16 protein-coding genes are annotated in these 15,584 nt (G+C 40.8%); 4 read left to right on the forward strand and 12 right to left on the reverse strand.

The features are described from left to right. Positions 1-44 precede the first annotated feature (44 nt). Both BG00_RS01930 and BG00_RS01935 read left to right on the forward strand, forming a co-directional pair. Positions 45-545 carry a transposase gene (locus BG00_RS01930; RefSeq protein ID WP_036979831.1) on the forward strand — a complete coding sequence of 167 codons (501 nt, stop codon included), beginning with the start codon at positions 45-47 and terminating at the stop codon, positions 543-545. Beyond that, positions 542-1,387: an IS3 family transposase gene (locus tag BG00_RS01935; RefSeq protein ID WP_250653896.1), complete on the forward strand. Its 846-nt coding sequence runs from the start codon at positions 542-544 to the stop codon at positions 1,385-1,387. Before BG00_RS01930 ends, BG00_RS01935 begins: the two co-directional genes overlap by 4 nt. A gap of 63 nt (positions 1,388-1,450) precedes the next feature. On the opposite strand, the gene BG00_RS01940 is transcribed toward BG00_RS01935, so the two are convergent. From BG00_RS01940 to rplU, 5 genes are all read right to left on the reverse strand, one after another. Continuing rightward, positions 1,451-1,825 carry a DUF3718 domain-containing protein gene (locus tag BG00_RS01940; RefSeq protein ID WP_036980227.1) on the reverse strand — a complete coding sequence of 125 codons (375 nt, stop codon included), beginning with the start codon at positions 1,823-1,825 and terminating at the stop codon, positions 1,451-1,453. Positions 1,826-1,907: 82 nt separating this feature from the next. Continuing rightward, positions 1,908-2,399 (reverse strand): type 3 dihydrofolate reductase, encoded by a 492-nt coding sequence (gene folA / locus BG00_RS01945; protein ID WP_171034710.1) that lies wholly within the window; start codon positions 2,397-2,399, stop codon positions 1,908-1,910. Between the two features lie 75 nt (positions 2,400-2,474). Then, the gene (gene cgtA, locus BG00_RS01950; protein WP_036980229.1) at positions 2,475-3,626 is read right to left on the reverse strand and encodes an Obg family GTPase CgtA; all 1,152 of its coding nucleotides are present in this window, start codon (positions 3,624-3,626) and stop codon (positions 2,475-2,477) included. Between the two features lie 154 nt (positions 3,627-3,780). After that, entirely contained in the window at positions 3,781-4,038 is a 258-nt protein-coding gene (gene rpmA, locus BG00_RS01955) for a 50S ribosomal protein L27 (RefSeq protein WP_008114963.1), read from the reverse strand. 16 nt (positions 4,039-4,054) lie between these two features. Next, complete coding sequence (rplU, locus tag BG00_RS01960) at positions 4,055-4,366, reverse strand: 50S ribosomal protein L21 (protein WP_004587921.1); 312 nt, start codon at positions 4,364-4,366, stop codon at positions 4,055-4,057. Between the two features lie 423 nt (positions 4,367-4,789). On the opposite strand from rplU, the gene ispB reads away from it, so the two are divergent. After that, positions 4,790-5,761, forward strand: a complete 972-nt coding sequence (gene ispB, locus BG00_RS01965) for an octaprenyl diphosphate synthase (RefSeq protein WP_036980230.1) — start codon at positions 4,790-4,792, stop codon at positions 5,759-5,761. 75 nt (positions 5,762-5,836) lie between these two features. On the opposite strand, the gene mdh is transcribed toward ispB, so the two are convergent. Further along, positions 5,837-6,769, reverse strand: coding sequence for a malate dehydrogenase (gene mdh / locus BG00_RS01970; RefSeq protein WP_013465922.1), 933 nt, complete (start codon positions 6,767-6,769; stop codon positions 5,837-5,839). Between the two features lie 215 nt (positions 6,770-6,984). Between mdh and argR the strand changes: the two genes are divergently transcribed. Further along, a complete protein-coding gene (gene argR / locus BG00_RS01975) occupies positions 6,985-7,452 on the forward strand; it encodes a transcriptional regulator ArgR (RefSeq protein ID WP_008114955.1) in 468 nt (155 codons plus the stop codon). Positions 7,453-7,509: 57 nt separating this feature from the next. Here the strand turns inward: argR and BG00_RS01980 are convergent, their stop codons facing one another. The 6 genes from BG00_RS01980 to lpdA all read right to left on the reverse strand — a co-directional run bounded on the left by BG00_RS01980 (position 7,510) and on the right by lpdA (position 15,484). Continuing rightward, positions 7,510-8,409: a Dyp-type peroxidase gene (locus BG00_RS01980; protein ID WP_036980231.1), complete on the reverse strand. Its 900-nt coding sequence runs from the start codon at positions 8,407-8,409 to the stop codon at positions 7,510-7,512. Between the two features lie 39 nt (positions 8,410-8,448). Next, a complete protein-coding gene (locus BG00_RS01985) occupies positions 8,449-9,501 on the reverse strand; it encodes an ABC transporter ATP-binding protein (protein WP_036980232.1) in 1,053 nt (350 codons plus the stop codon). Further along, entirely contained in the window at positions 9,502-11,133 is a 1,632-nt protein-coding gene (locus BG00_RS01990; RefSeq protein WP_036980233.1) for an ABC transporter permease, read from the reverse strand. Continuing rightward, entirely contained in the window at positions 11,133-12,137 is a 1,005-nt protein-coding gene (locus BG00_RS01995; protein ID WP_036980234.1) for a Fe(3+) ABC transporter substrate-binding protein, read from the reverse strand. The genes BG00_RS01990 and BG00_RS01995 overlap by 1 nt, the downstream gene beginning before the upstream one ends. A gap of 844 nt (positions 12,138-12,981) precedes the next feature. Next, positions 12,982-13,668: a tRNA-uridine aminocarboxypropyltransferase gene (locus BG00_RS02000; protein WP_033103968.1), complete on the reverse strand. Its 687-nt coding sequence runs from the start codon at positions 13,666-13,668 to the stop codon at positions 12,982-12,984. Positions 13,669-14,056: 388 nt separating this feature from the next. Next, positions 14,057-15,484 (reverse strand): dihydrolipoyl dehydrogenase, encoded by a 1,428-nt coding sequence (lpdA, locus tag BG00_RS02005; protein ID WP_033103967.1) that lies wholly within the window; start codon positions 15,482-15,484, stop codon positions 14,057-14,059. Positions 15,485-15,584 lie beyond the last annotated feature (100 nt).

A 15,584-nucleotide genomic window follows, 5' to 3' on the forward strand; every position in this document is an offset into this window, starting at 1 on the left:
GTGACCCCCAATAGTTGGACATTCCAATTACTGGGGGTCTTTTTATGTCCAAACATCATCGAGCTTTTAAGCTCAAAATAGCAGAGCTCGCTTTGTCTGAAAGCTCTTCGACAGTAAGCAACAGATTTAATGTTACAGATAGGCAGGTCCGATATTGGACCGCTATTTATCGAATTCATGGCGCTGAAAGCTTCAGGTCTGTTCACAAACCTTATTCTCAAGCATTTAAGGTAGAAGTGTTAAAAACGATGACAGCAAACAGTTGGTCACTCGGTTATACCAGTGCTTTTTTCGATTTATCGTCCCCTGGCATTCTTTTTCAATGGCAAAAGCTTTATGCTCGTGATGGTATATCACGTCTCAAACCACAAATAAAAGGTAGGCCAGTCATGACTAATAATTCTTCTTCATCAAAACCAGTAGAGCAAATGACTGAGGAGGAGTTACGAGAAGAATTAGCATACTTACGAGCAGAGAATGATGTGCTAAAAAAGTTAGAAGCCTTGGCTCAAGCCAGAAAGAAAAAAGCAAAGACAAGACGATAGTCGTCGAAGAGTTCAAGGCAAAACATAGCTTACGACACCTTTTAAAGGCTACAGGGCTGCCAAAGAGTGTTTACTATTATCATCGCACTACTTGTAAGCAACCCTGTGCAAGCAATGATTTACTGGTAAAAATACGTGATATCTATCACGCGCATAAAGGACGATATGGCTATCGCAGAATTACGAGTGCTCTGAGAACAATGGGGGTACTTGTTAATCATAAGCGCGTTCAACGGCTGATGAATGAGTTAGGCCTCAAGTCAAAAGTAAGGCCTAAGCGTTATAAATCCTATAAAGGTGAAGTGGGTAAAATCGCAGAAAATACGCTTAACCGTGAGTTTAGTGCGCAGAAGCCAAATCAAAAATGGGTGACGGATGTGACAGAGTTTAAAGTGAATAATGAGAAGGTATATCTATCGCCTATGATTGACCTATTCAACCAAGAGGTAATCAGTTACGAAGTCAGAAAATCCGTTGCACTCCCTTTGGTAACTGACATGCTTAAAACAGCAACTGCTAGGTTGAAGCCAAATGAAAAGCCAGTTGTACACTCAGATCAAGGGTGGCAATATCAAAACAAACAATATCAAAATCATCTCAAGGAAAAAGGGTTGCAACAAAGTATGTCTAGAAAAGGAAATTGTTTAGATAATGCGGTTGCTGAGAACTTCTTCGGCATATTGAAGAGTGAGATGTACCACAACGAAACGTTTAAAGACGTGAATGAGCTTATTGAAAACATCAAAGAATATATCGACTATTACAACAACGAGCGTATTAAGCTGAAACTAAAAGGCCTGAGTCCGATACAGTATCGAAATCAGGCCTTGGCAGCCGCTTAAAAATGAGTCCAACTTTATGGGGTCACTTCATATAAACGCGGTTTTTTTAAATTAAGCTTTTAATTAAAGGCCTGCGCGGTCTTTAATAATAGGGATTAAAGGTGATCCTGCATGATTTGCCTCAGCCCAGGCTATATCGGCACCATCTTCAAGTGAGCTCTTTGATAAGTTTTTAACAATGTACTCACCCGTATCAACCGCATTACTTGCAACAGCGTGACGCAATAAGTTATTACCATTACAGAAAACTGCATCATAGATATTACGAACTTTCACACGTGAACTTTTTAATTTGCTACGCAGACGGTTTTTATCATCACCAGCAATGTATTCACAGATTGAAACAGCTAACTGATCATTAGCGCTTACAGGCGCAGTATAAGCGAACGAACCCGCTGCAATAGCAGCAATTACAACTAGCTTCGGTAATTTAATCATTGACTGGATACCTTATATTAATGCTTTTTTCGTACTCTATTGTTTAATATTGTACCAACACGCTCAGATTTTGGCAATAATGTTAAGAAATTTTATTCAAAGTTACGAACTTATAACTATATTTATTTTTATCATCGGGCGTCATCAACATTTCATCTTCAATTTGCCAGTTTGCAACACTTTTATAATCAGGAAATTGTGTATCCCCTTCAACATCTAAGTCTATAAAGGTTAAATACAAGCGCTGCGCCTGCGCTAAAAACTGCTGGTAGATGTTTCCGCCACCAATTATCATCACCTCTGCAACATCATTAACAAGCTCAAGTGCAGCTTCTGGTGTGGTTACTGTTTCAATTCCTGATGCGTGATAGTCTTTATTACGAGTAATAATAATATTACGTCGCCCAGGTAACGGTCGGCCTATTGATTCAAATGTTTTGCGCCCCATAATAACGGGTTTACCAGAGGTTACTTTTTTAAAGTGCTGAAGGTCACCAGGTAAATGCCATGGCATTTTATTATCTAAGCCAATGACACGGTTGTTTGCCATTGCTGCAATCATTGAAATTATCACACTAAACACCTAATTCTTTATTATTAAAAAAATAAAAAAGGAGCGTTAGCTCCTTTTAAATATATACAATTATAATTAACGCTCGTAGACAACTTCTACGTCGTAATCATCTTCATCCCAATCATCCCAGTCATCATCATCGCCTTTAGTGGCTTTTTGATGGTAGGTATCCCACTTAAATTCAACCTCTTCGTCTGCCACTTCTACAAACTTCTCTCTAGGCATGTTATCAAGTAGCGTCATGATGTCGTGAATTAATGGCTGCGTATTTAATTTATTAATTGCAGCAATACTGTAAATATTTTCAGACTCACCCAACTCTTCTGCAATTTGCTCACATAAGGCTTTGGCTTCATCTTCAGGCAATAAATCAATTTTATTAAATACTAACCAGCGTGGCTTTTCAGCGAGCTTAGGGCTGTACTGGTGTAGCTCGTTGATGATTGCAAATGCATTATCAACAGGGTTAGAGCCATCAACTGGCATTACATCTATAATGTGTAAAAGCACACGACAACGCTCTAAATGCTTTAAGAAGCGAATACCTAATCCCGCTCCCTCTGACGCGCCTTCAATCAAACCTGGAATATCAGCAATTACAAATGATTTGTTTGCTTCAGGACGAACAACCCCTAAGTTAGGAATCAGCGTAGTAAATGGATAATCAGCTACTTTAGGTTTTGCAGCTGACACACTGCGGATAAAGGTTGATTTACCTGCATTTGGTAACCCAAGTAAGCCGACATCAGCCAGTAGCATTAGCTCTAACTTAAGGTTACGTACTTCACCCGGTGTGCCAAGTGTTTTTTGACGTGGAGCACGATTAGTACTTGATTTAAAACGCGCATTCCCCAAGCCATGGAAACCGCCTTTTGCAACCACAATTCGTTGACCATCTTGGGTTAAATCCCCTAATGATTCCTGTGTATCAACATCAATAATACGTGTACCAACAGGCACTTTAACGATCAGGTCTTCACCTTTCTTACCCGTACAATTACGGCTTTGACCGTTTGTACCGCGTTCTGCTCTGTGAAAACGCTCAAATTGATAGTCAATAAGGGTATTTAAGTTTTCATCAGCTTGTAGATAAACACTACCACCGTCTCCACCGTCACCGCCATCAGGTCCACCATCTGGAACATATTTCTCACGACGAAAAGACACGATGCCGCTGCCACCGTCACCAGCTTCTGCGCGAATTTCTACTTCATCTACAAACTTCATGATTACTCACTTTAGGGATTGGCTTGTTAATAACTCTATTATATACCTAAGTGGCCTATAGAGCACACTGAGCATAAAAACACTTGGGTATATATTTAAACATGCTTAAAACAAAAAACCCCGCAAAGGCGGGGTTTTTTAACTACCTTACTGATTACTCAGCTACGATAGTTACGTATTTACGGTTTAAAGGACCTTTTTGTTCAAACTGAACTTTACCATCTGCTTTTGCGAAGATAGTGTGGTCTTTACCGATACCTACGTTTGCGCCTGGGTGGAAACGAGTTCCACGCTGACGAACAATGATGCTACCCGCTAGAACTGATTCGCCACCAAAACGCTTAACACCTAAGCGTTTGCTTTCTGAATCGCGACCGTTACGAGTACTACCAGCTGCTTTTTTATGTGCCATTTCTAAGTACCTCTAATTAAGCGCTAATGCCAGTGATTTTAACTTCTGTGAACCATTGACGATGGCCCATTTGCTTACGAGAATGCTTACGGCGTCTAAATTTAACAACCTTAATCTTCTCACCGCGACCGTGTGAAACAACCTCAGCTGTTACTTTACCACCGTTTACGAACGGTACACCAATCTCGATCTTCTCACCATCAGCAACTAAAAGTACTGAATCAAATTCAACTGCTGCACCAGTTTCAACGTCTAATTTCTCAAGACGAATTGTTTGACCTTCAGTCACACGGTGCTGTTTACCACCACTTTGGAAAACCGCGTACATAATTAACTCCGTCTGTGCGCCCTCAAATCGACGCAACTAAAATATTCTTCAATAGGGCGCGAAGTTTACGCTAATGCGTAAAAACTAGCAAGCCTCTTTTTGTAATTAAATGAATAAAAAGTAGCTGCATTGAGAGCAATTCAATATTTCCTCCATTTTATATTAAAATCCCCCTTTGCCAAGCGCTTTTTAACGGTTACAGAAAATAAATTAGCAATAGCAAAGCGAGCCTATGTAGTTCAATTAACCACCAAGGGTGATTCAAAATTAAACCAGGGTGTTTAATCAATTATTCACAAGGTTAATAGGTCATTTAACCTAATTAAGGGTGTTTTTTTAAGGAATCATCACAAAATATCGAGCTAATGCATTTTTTGTTGTACAATCTGCGCCGTTCACACATTAAAATTGGCTCGGAGATCAATGGATATAAAAGCTATCCAGGCGTTAATCGAAAGCGATATGAATGACGTCAATCAACTAATACATGCGCAAATGCGCTCAGATGTGGCGTTAGTTAATCAACTTGGTTTGTATATTGTTAACAGCGGTGGCAAACGTGTTCGCCCTATGTTGGCTATTTTGGCGGCTAAAGCGCTAGGTTACCAAGGCAAAGATCACATTACGCTAGCAACTATCATTGAATTTATTCATACCGCAACGCTTTTACATGATGATGTTGTAGATGAATCTAATTTGCGCCGTGGCACACCTACAGCAAATGCTGAGTTTGGTAATGCTGCTAGCGTACTGGTGGGTGATTTTATTTACACCCGCTCGTTTCAGCTAATGGTGGGTCTTGGTAAAATGCAAATAATGCAAGTACTGGCTGATGCAACCAACATTATTGCTGAAGGTGAAGTGCTGCAATTAATGAACTGCAACGACCCTGATACCACTGAAGCCAGTTATATGCAGGTTATTTATTCTAAAACCGCCAAGCTATTTGAAGCAGCGACGGGCCTTGCGGCCATTATTACTGACCAAGACGATACTGTACTAGAGGCACTTAATTTGTATGGTATGCATTTAGGTACTGCTTTTCAGTTAGTGGATGATGTTTTAGATTACAACGCTGATGCCGACCAACTTGGTAAAAACATTGGCGATGATTTAGCTGAAGGTAAGCCGACGTTACCTCTTATATATGCAATGCAACACGGTAGTGAGCATCAAACACAGTTAATAAGAGACGCTATTGAGCACTGTAATGGTATGGAGCACCTTGACGAGATACTGGCTGCGCTCAAACATACCAATGCCCTTGAGTTCACCATGGAAAAAGCCGAGCAAGAAGCTAATAAAGCAATTGCCTGTTTAGATTGCTTAGCGGAGTCGAGTTACAAGCAAGCACTAATTAGCTTAGCTAGAATAGCGGTTGACCGCGACCACTAAGTAATACTGTGTAGATAATTCCGAGTAATAAAAAAGCCTGCAAACGCAGGCTTTTTTATTGGTTAATTTTGGCTATTACGCCATAAAATCAACACCTTCTTTGATATCTTTTTTCAACGTTTCAAGCATGTCATTTTTAGCTTGCTCTTCAAATGCGCTTAAAGTGCCGTAAGAAAGAATTTCTTCTACGCCATTTTTGCCTAAACGTACTGGGTGTGCAAAGTACTCTGCATCGCCATTTTCAACAGCAACGTATGCATAATCTACAACGTCTTCACCTTGTAGGCCTTTAACTAGAGACATACAAAAACGTGCTGCTGCAGCACCCATAGATAATGTTGCAGAACCACCGCCCGCTTTAGCATTAACTACTTCAGTACCTGCATTTTGGATACGAGGAGTTAGTGTAGCCACTTCTTCATCAGTGAAAGTAACACCTTCAACTTGAGAAAGTAACGGTAGAATGGTTGTGCCTGAGTGGCCACCAATCACTGGTACTTTAACACTTGCTACGTCTACGCCTTTAAGTTCAGCAATAAACGCTTCAGAACGGATCACATCGAGTGTTGTAATACCAAATACACGCTTAGCATCGTAAGTACCTGCTTTTTTGAATACTTCAGCAACAATCGGTACAGTGCCGTTAACTGGATTAGTGATAATACCTACAAGCGCTTTAGGACAGTTAGCAACAATGCCTTCTGCTAATGTTTTAATGATACCTGCGTTAACATTAAATAAATCTGCACGATCCATACCTGGCTTACGCGGCATACCCGCTGGGATTAAAACAATATCACAACCTGTTAATGCTTTATCTAGTGCATCTGCACCAAAACCTTCAACTTTTACATCTGTTGGGATATGAGAAAGGTCAACAGCAACACCAGGAACTACTGGCGCAACATCATATAGTGATAATTCTGAACCAGCTGGTAAGCCTGTTTTTAATAATAAAGACAACGCTTGACCGATACCACCTGCAGCACCTAATACAGCAACTTTCATTGGAATTCTCCGTGATTTGAGGAAGGAAATATTTGTGGTTCATAAGATAAAGAAATTAGCGACTAAAAACAAATTTATCCTGCCTATTTTAACTATATTTTCGACCATAGTTGTAAACTTTGCTGTTTAAACGCAGCAAAACCTAAACAACTGCTGCATAAATATGCATTTTTGTGTAGAATTTGCAGTATCGACAACATAACTAACTAGACACTATGCAACCACAAGACAAACAAGAAGCATTGGTAAAAGCCTTTAAAGCACTTTTAAAAGAAGAAAATTTTGGCTCACAAGGCGAAATAGTCGACGCATTAAAAGAACAAGGCTTTGATAATATTAGCCAAAGTAAAGTGTCGCGGATGTTAAGTAAGTTTGGCGCGGTACGTACCCGCAATGCAAAACAAGAAATGGTGTACTGTTTACCTGCCGAAATGGGTGTACCAACCGCTAAAAGCCCGTTACGCCAGTTAGTTATTGACATTATGCATAACGAAATGATGATTATTATTCGCACCAGCCCAGGCGCTGCGCAGCTAATTGCCCGTTTACTTGACTCATTAGGTAAAGCAGATGGCGTATTAGGAACAATTGCCGGCGATGACACTATTTTTATTGCGCCAGCGAAAGTATCAGAAATAGACCTCACATTAGAGCGTGTGCGTATTTTGTTTGATACGGTTTAAACACGTTTGGTTATCATTGTTACGGCTATGCTAATACGTAGCCGTTACTGGCTTGTTTTATAACTGCTTTAAAAATCGCACTGAGGGTGCAAAAAACGCAGAGCCCATATCTGCTTGAGTAAAATCAAGCCAATGATCGTAATGCTCCCCCTGCCCTAAACGGCTGTTGAGCACTTTCTCGAATGCATCCCCTTTAGCCGAGCACATAATCATTAACATTCCCTGCTCATACACGTCGCCATAAGGCATACTTTGATTTAGTAATAATGCTTGCCCCTGTTCATCTTTTAATTCACTTCGGGTCGCATGGCTGCTTTCAAGTGCGGGGCTTATTAGGGTATTGTCGAGACGAGTACGCCCCATTATTTGTTCTTGTTCTTGCAACGACAAGTGCTGCCATAACGTTAAGTCATGCTTATAGCGCTGAACATGAATATAGCTGCCTTGATCTTCAAAGCTATCGGGCTTATTAACGAGGGCCGTTACCCGTTTTTGACGACCATGCGGAGTATCGCCCGCATAAATAAAACCATTAAAATCACGGCCATCTAAAAAACGAAAATTTCGAATTTGCTCCACCAGCTCAACATCAGGGTTGAAAAGTTTTAATATTTGCAATGCAAACAGGTGGTTTACATCTTCTCTGTCTGAGCGGATTTGCACAAATAAATCGCATGGCCTTGCACTCATCACAAAATCGCTATGGGTAATATTAGGAAAGCCTCGCAGCTCACTTGGCATATAATCAGGCAGAATGTGTGGCCAATATTGCGCGCCAATGGCGACCATACAAGAAAGCATAGATTCAGAGAACTGATCACTAAACTCATCTTCAATATCGCTCACTTTTTTAAGCTTAGCGCGAAGTAGTTCGTCGTGACCATCAAGTACATTAAAAAATAAGTGCAAACCGTGTAAGTTTGCTTCAGCACAAATCCCTGATTGCGCTTGCGCCATTGTCATTCCTTACTTTTTAGAGCAAAACACAGCGATTAATTACGATTCAAAAAAATTCACCGTGTGCGGTTTTATTTTTATTATAACCTGTTCATTAATTTCAAATGACTGGCCATACTCGGCTGCAACTTCTATTTCTTGCTCATCAATAACCACAGTGTATACATAAGCAGAGCCAATAAAGCGACTACTTAATATACTAACCCGCTCACATTGCTGTTGCGTATCGTTATTACTAACAAGTTCAAGTTGATGCGGACGCACATAAATAACGCCCTTATCCGCCAAGCCATGCTGCTGTGGCTGTATTGATTCAACTACCCCAAACTGCGTTTGATATTCAGTGGCGGTTAATGCGGTGGCGCTTAAGTATATGCCCTGACCCAGAAACTCTGCAACCTCCTTTGAACGTGGTTTAGCAAAAAGCTGTTCTGGCGTACCTTGCTGCGCAATTTTACCTTGGTGCATAACCGCAAGCGTATCTGAAAAAGCAAACGCCTCTTCTTTTGAGTGAGTAACAAACACAGCCGATACTTGCTGCGCCTTAATAATGCGTCTAATGTCGGCAATTAACTCAAATCGTACTTGGGTATCAATATTAGAAAATGGCTCGTCAAGTAACAGTAAGCTAGGTTTATATGCTAATGCGCGTGCAATCGCTACTCGCTGCTGTTGCCCACCAGAGAGTTGATGAGGGAATCTATCGGCGCAGCCTACCAAGTGTACCAGCTTTAACATTTCATCCACGCGTGCGTGTTTATCTGCTTTGCTCATGCCGCTTAGGCCAAAGCCAATATTATTAGCCACCGTTAAATGCGGAAATAACGCATAGTCTTGAAACATCATGCCAATATTACGATGCTCAGGTGAAACAAACGTATTAGCATCACTGACTAGCTTACCATCAATAAATACTTGCCCTTGTTTGGCTTCAATTAATCCTGCAATGGCTTTAAGTGTGGTGGTTTTACCGCAGCCACTGGCTCCGAGTAAACACACTATTTCGTCTTTACCTAAGGTTAAATCTAAATTATCTATCACCTTAGTCCCGTTATATGCATAGCTCACGCCTTGTAAAATCAAACTACTCATTTAGCTACGCTGCTCCATTGAACGGTTAATAAAATATAACGGAATAAACCCCACCACCACAATAAACAAAGCCGATATAGAGGCCAGCTCTAATTGTTCATCGCTTACATACTGAAACACATGAGTTGCTAAGCTTTCAAAATCAAAAGGCCTTAACAACAACGCTGCGGGTAGCTCTTTCATACACTCGATAAAGACCAATAAACCGGCGGTTAATAAGCCTCTGCGTAATAAAGGTAAGTGCACTAAGCGTAATGTGCGCCCTTGGCTTTTTCCCATTGACTGGCTTGCCATATCAAGGGAGGGACTAATGCGTGAAAAGCTCGACTCAATAGCTCCGTGTGCAACGGCGTAAAACCGCACTATATAAGCAAAAATAATAGTGAGTAAGCTACCAGTAAGTAATAAGCCAATATCTAAATCATAAGGAGCTAAAGTGCGGTTAATAGTATTTTCTAATAGGGTGAGTGGCAACAATACCGCTATCGCTAATACTGTGCCGGGTAACGCATAGCCCGTACTGGCCAAACGCCCGGGTATTAATGGATTTTTTTGTTTAGCAATGCGCTGATAAAACACCACTAAAACACTCAGTATAATAGTCACCACACTGACTACAGCCGCCACTTTTAAACTTTGCCATGCATAGCTAAAAAACTCACTATTCCACGCTTGATCAAAATACATCACTGCATATTTGAGCAATACAACCATCGGAATAATAAACGAAATAATTAAAATAAAGCTACAAAACCCAGTTGCTAGCCACGCAGACTTACCTTTGAGGATATAAAGCGCTTCACTGTTCACGCTCGATTGACGCTCAAACACCGCTTGGTTACGACGGCTAAAACGCTCGGTGATCAATGCTAAGAACAGCAGTAGTAACATCACCCCTGAAATTTTTGCTGCTGCAGTTAATGAATAATAGCCAAACCAGGTATCGTATACAGCGGTGGTTAATGTACTGACAGCAAAATAGCTTACGGTGGCAAAATCAGCCATGGTTTCCATGCTGATCAAAGCAAGGGCCGCTACAATGGCACCACGGGATAATACAAGGCTGACTTTAAAAAAGCTTTTCCATGCATTTAGCCCCATTAACTGACTGGCTTGGACTAACTTAAAAGATTGTTCTCGCAGTGCAGTTTTAAAAATTAAATATAAATACGGGTAGAGTACCAGCGCAATCATAACAATAGCCCCTGGTAAGGTGCGTATATCAAAAAACCAGTAGTCACTTGGCGACTGCCAACCAAACCACTCTCTTAGAGTTATTTGTACCGGCCCCGCATAGTCGAGTAAATCAGTGTACACATAAGCAATAATATAAGTAGGCATGGCAAGAGGCAGCATCAATGCCCATTCAAACTGTTGTTTGCCAGGAAAACGACAATAAGCGGTGAGCCAACCCAGTGGTAACGCAATGGCGCAACTAAGCAGCCCTACACCTAAAACCAGTAATACGGTATTACTTATATAGTCCCACAGTACGGTATTCCACAGGTGGGTAAATACCTCTGAGTCGCCTTGTAAAGATTCTAATAGTAGGAAAAACAACGGGGTCGACAGCAATAACCCCGTCGACCACGCAATAAGCTGCCATTTCGACAGCTGAAATTTATAAGTCATTAAAGATCGAACTTCACCTCATCAATTAGCTTAAGGGCTAACGGACGATATTTGCTAATTTCATCAAGCGGTAAGCTGTCTTCCTTAAAGCTTCCCCATGATGCAACCAAACTAGAAAGTTTTACACCTGGCTTAACCGGATACTCCATATTGAGCGAGGCATACATATTTTGCGCCTTATTGTCGGTCATATACTCTATGAGTTTCAAGGCATTTTCAGGGTTTTTAGCATACTTAGTAATAACTGCACCCGATACATTTATATGTGAGCCTCGGTCAGTTTGATTTGGAAAGTTAATATGAACGGCTTCAGCCCATGGTTTTTGTGCTTCGTCTTGCAGCATTTTGCCTAAGTAATAACTATTACCTAAGGCTAAATTACATAAACCTTCTTTAACCGCTTTAACTTGCGCTCGATCGTTACCTTGAGGTTTACGCGCTAAATTAGCTTTTACACCCTCAAGCCATGTTTTCGTCTGTGCTTCACCATGATGAGCAATCATAGAAGCTACAAGGCCTAAGTTATATGGGTGTTTGCCAGAGCGAGTACAAATTTGTCCTTTGTATTGCGGCTCAGCAAGCGCTTCGTAGGTAAGGTTAGGCAATGCGCCTAAACGCTCTTTTGAAGAGTAAACATTACGCACGCGCTTAGTGAGCGCTACCCACTGGCCATCGCCATCACGAAATGCCGCCGGGACATTATTATTAACCTGCTTGCTTTCTATGGTTTGCGTAAGATTTAGCTCTTCTAATTGAATTAAAGCACTAAAGTTTGAGGTTAAAACTAAGTCGGCTTTGCTGTGTTTACCTTCACGCTTAACACGTTCTATTAAGCCTTTTTTAGCAAACACCACATTGGTTTTAATGCCCGTTTGCTGTGTAAAATCATCTAAAATAGGTTTAATTAAAAAAGGTTGTCGAAATGAGTAAATATTCACAACATCAGTTGCAACAGCCGGTGCTGAGGCAATTAATCCAACAACAAACACGAGTGTTTTTTTCATATTGTCTTACCTAACTAATAATTATTATCATTAATTTTACCGCGATGTACTAAAAAGTGCACACTTTATATAATCACTTCGTGATAAATACACCCAAAAAAGAAAACCCCTGTAAGACATCTCTTACGCTTATGACAGCTAATGAGTAAAAACACTCTGTATAACACCACAAAAACATAACAAGTCATTGTATTTTATATAATTTAAAAATATTTCATTTGTAAGAACCTAAACCATAAGCGGTTTTATCCTACATTTACTGCAAATCACTCTCTATAATTAACCCATAAATAAGCAACGACGCTTACCGAGTAAATGGAAACGGACTAACTACTCGAATTCCAAGGTTTGGTTTTTAGGATAACAGGGATTTAAGGACAGGCTCAGGATGAGTATCGCAATGGATTGTTGCATAAGGGATAGCATCCGGATGATGCGTAATGGATAACAACACGGAAAAGTTGTTGCTAAAGGATACGGAATAAGACGGACAGGCCATTAAGGCAACACAACGGAATGGTAGCAAAAGGAATGCACTCGGATGTGCTATAAGGATAGGTAATAGATTTTACCGTACAGGATGTTTCAAGGATTTAGGGAGACAGGCTCGGATAGCCTATATTACATAGAACTAGAAAGTAATATTGTAATAACAAGGAACGTAAAAATTGGAGTTGATTAGGTTCAATTGCAGGATGCAACAAAGTTAGAAGATTCCGCAAGCGCGACTAGAGATGGTTCGCGCTTTTCTTTTGCCTGAAAATCAACGGTCAGCCAAGATTATATACATTCAAACTATGAACAAGCATTAAACTCAGTTTTTTGAATGTACGTGCCCTGCTTTTTATTCGGGCCTGCCTTTATTGCGCTTACCTAGTAAATAGGCGTCGCGAAACTTAATAAAATGCTGCTCTAATTTAGTACTTGCATCAACCTCACCAGCCAATGCCAATACCATAATAGCCACTTCTGCCGTACCTAACTGGTGAGCATGGGGTGCTACACGTAATCGGTAATCTGAGAGCTTTTGTGCGGTAATAGAAAGCACTGGTAAGTTATCTAAATAAGGACTTTTGCGGATCATTTTTTTAGCTTCACGCCATGTACCATCTAAAAATATAAATAAAGGCGTTTTACCTGCAACAGGCTCTACTTGCGTTACTACTCTATCTGTTTCAACATCTTCTGCCGGAAAAATCACAAAAGGCTGATATTTATCATTATTCAATAATGCTAATAAAGCAGGATCTGGGGAGGTTCTATCCCAACGAAACGCATAATTGTCAGGGACTATTTCAGCAATTAAACGCCCTGTATTAGACGGTTTAAAACTTTCATTATGATACATCAGTAAACAAACCGCAGCGTCGCAACTTGCATACTCAGCGCCCTCACAAATACAGTAATGCTTGGCAATTAAGCATTGCTCACAGCGGTCCATCTTACCGCCCCGGGCATTAAACTCGCGTCGAGATTCACTTATTTGCTGGGCACGTAACGCTAAAACTGAATTTTTGAAACCTTGAGTCACTGTGGTTTATTACCTATAAATTGATGGCTGCGCATTGTAGCTAAAATAAAAGGAAATAGATATCTGCGGGCTGCGGGCTGCGGGCTGCGGGCTGCGGGCTGCGGGCTGCGGGCTGCGGGCTGCGGGCGCTAGTAAAATAAAACACCGAGCTTTTTGCAAGCATAACTTTTATGTTGCAGGCGTGAATTTATCTCGCGCAGGTTTAATTTTGAGGCTTTAAGCCCGTTGCCTGTTGCCCGGCACTCGCAGCTCGACATGCTTTAGTCTTTGTTTTTGCACCATAGAGACGCTGCGCTAGATAGAACAATCTTTTGCTAAACGCTGAGGCTATAAAAACAAAAAACCCAAGCCGAGGCTTGGGTTTTTTATCACGATTAACTAGAAGAAATTACTTCTTCTTTTTAACTGCTTTTTTGTTTGGTAAATCAGTGATTGAACCTTCAAAAATTTCAGCAGCAAGGCCGATTGATTCGTTCAATGTTGGGTGAGCATGAATTGTTAGCGCTAGGTCTTCACCATCTGCACCCATTTCAATACCTAGACCGATTTCGCCCAGCATTTCGCCTGCGTTAATACCAATCATAGCACCACCGATGATACGGCCGCTTTCTTTATCAAAAATAAGCTTAGTAGAACCTTCAGTACGTGAAGAGGCAATTGCACGACCCGATGCAGCCCAAGGGAATACTGCTGTTTCAATGCTTAAACCTTGCTCTTTCGCTTCTTTTTCAGTTACACCCGCCCATGCAATTTCAGGGTCAGTGTAAGCAATTGAAGGAATACACTTAGGATCAAAGTAATGTTTTTGACCAGAGATAACTTCAGCAGCAACATGACCTTCATGAACCGCTTTATGCGCAAGCATAGGCTGACCCACTAAGTCACCAATTGCAAAAATATGTTCTACGTTAGTACGTAATTGCTTATCAACGTTAATAAAACCACGCTCATCAACATTCACACCCGCTTTATCAGCGTCTAACATGTTACCGTTTGGTGTACGACCTACAGCAACAAGTACTTTGTCGTAACGAACTGGCTCTGCTGGTGCATTTTTGCCTTCAAAAGTAACATATAATCCGTCGTCTTTTGCTTCAACGCCAGTTACTTTAGTTGAAAGCATCACGTTAAACTTGTCTTTAACATGCTTTTGGTAAATTTTAATGATGTCTTTATCAGCAGCAGGAACAAGCTGGTCTGCAAATTCTACAACGTCAATTGCAGAACCTAGTGCACGGTAAACCGTACCCATTTCTAGACCAATAATACCACCACCTAAAACAAGTAGTTTTTCAGGAACATCTTTAAGCTCTAGCGCGCCCGTTGAATCAATAACACGATCATCTTCTGGGATGAAAGGTAAGTTTACAGGTTTAGAACCCGCAGCAATAATTGCGTTATCAAAGGTAATGGTTGTTTTACCGTCAGCGCCTTCAACATCTAAAGTGTTGCTACCAGTAAATTTACCGTAACCAGATACAACTTTTACTTTACGCATTTTAGCCATGCCGTCTAAGCCACCTGTAAGCTGGCTAACAACAGACTCTTTCCAAGAACGAACTTCATCTAAGTCAATTTTTGGTGCGCCAAAAGTAACGCCGTGAGATGACATTTCTGCAGCATCATCAATCACTTTAGCTACGTGTAAAAGTGCTTTAGAAGGAATACAACCAACATTAAGACATACACCGCCTAATGTCTCGCGAGATTCTACTAATGTAACTTCTAAGCCCAAGTCAGCAGCGCGAAAAGCCGCAGAGTAACCACCAGGACCACCGCCTAGTACAACAACTTGAGTTTTTAATTCGTTGCTCATGCTATTACCTTTATTGTTTGAACGGGACACAGCCCCAAAATTTAACTGCCATGTTTCTGCAAGGCAGAAAAGGGCATTTGTGCAAATATTGTATCATTGC

Origin of the sequence: Pseudoalteromonas sp. SCSIO_11900 (assembly GCF_000576475.1) — a bacterium.
Classification (GTDB): Bacteria; Pseudomonadota; Gammaproteobacteria; order Enterobacterales; family Alteromonadaceae; genus Pseudoalteromonas; species Pseudoalteromonas tetraodonis.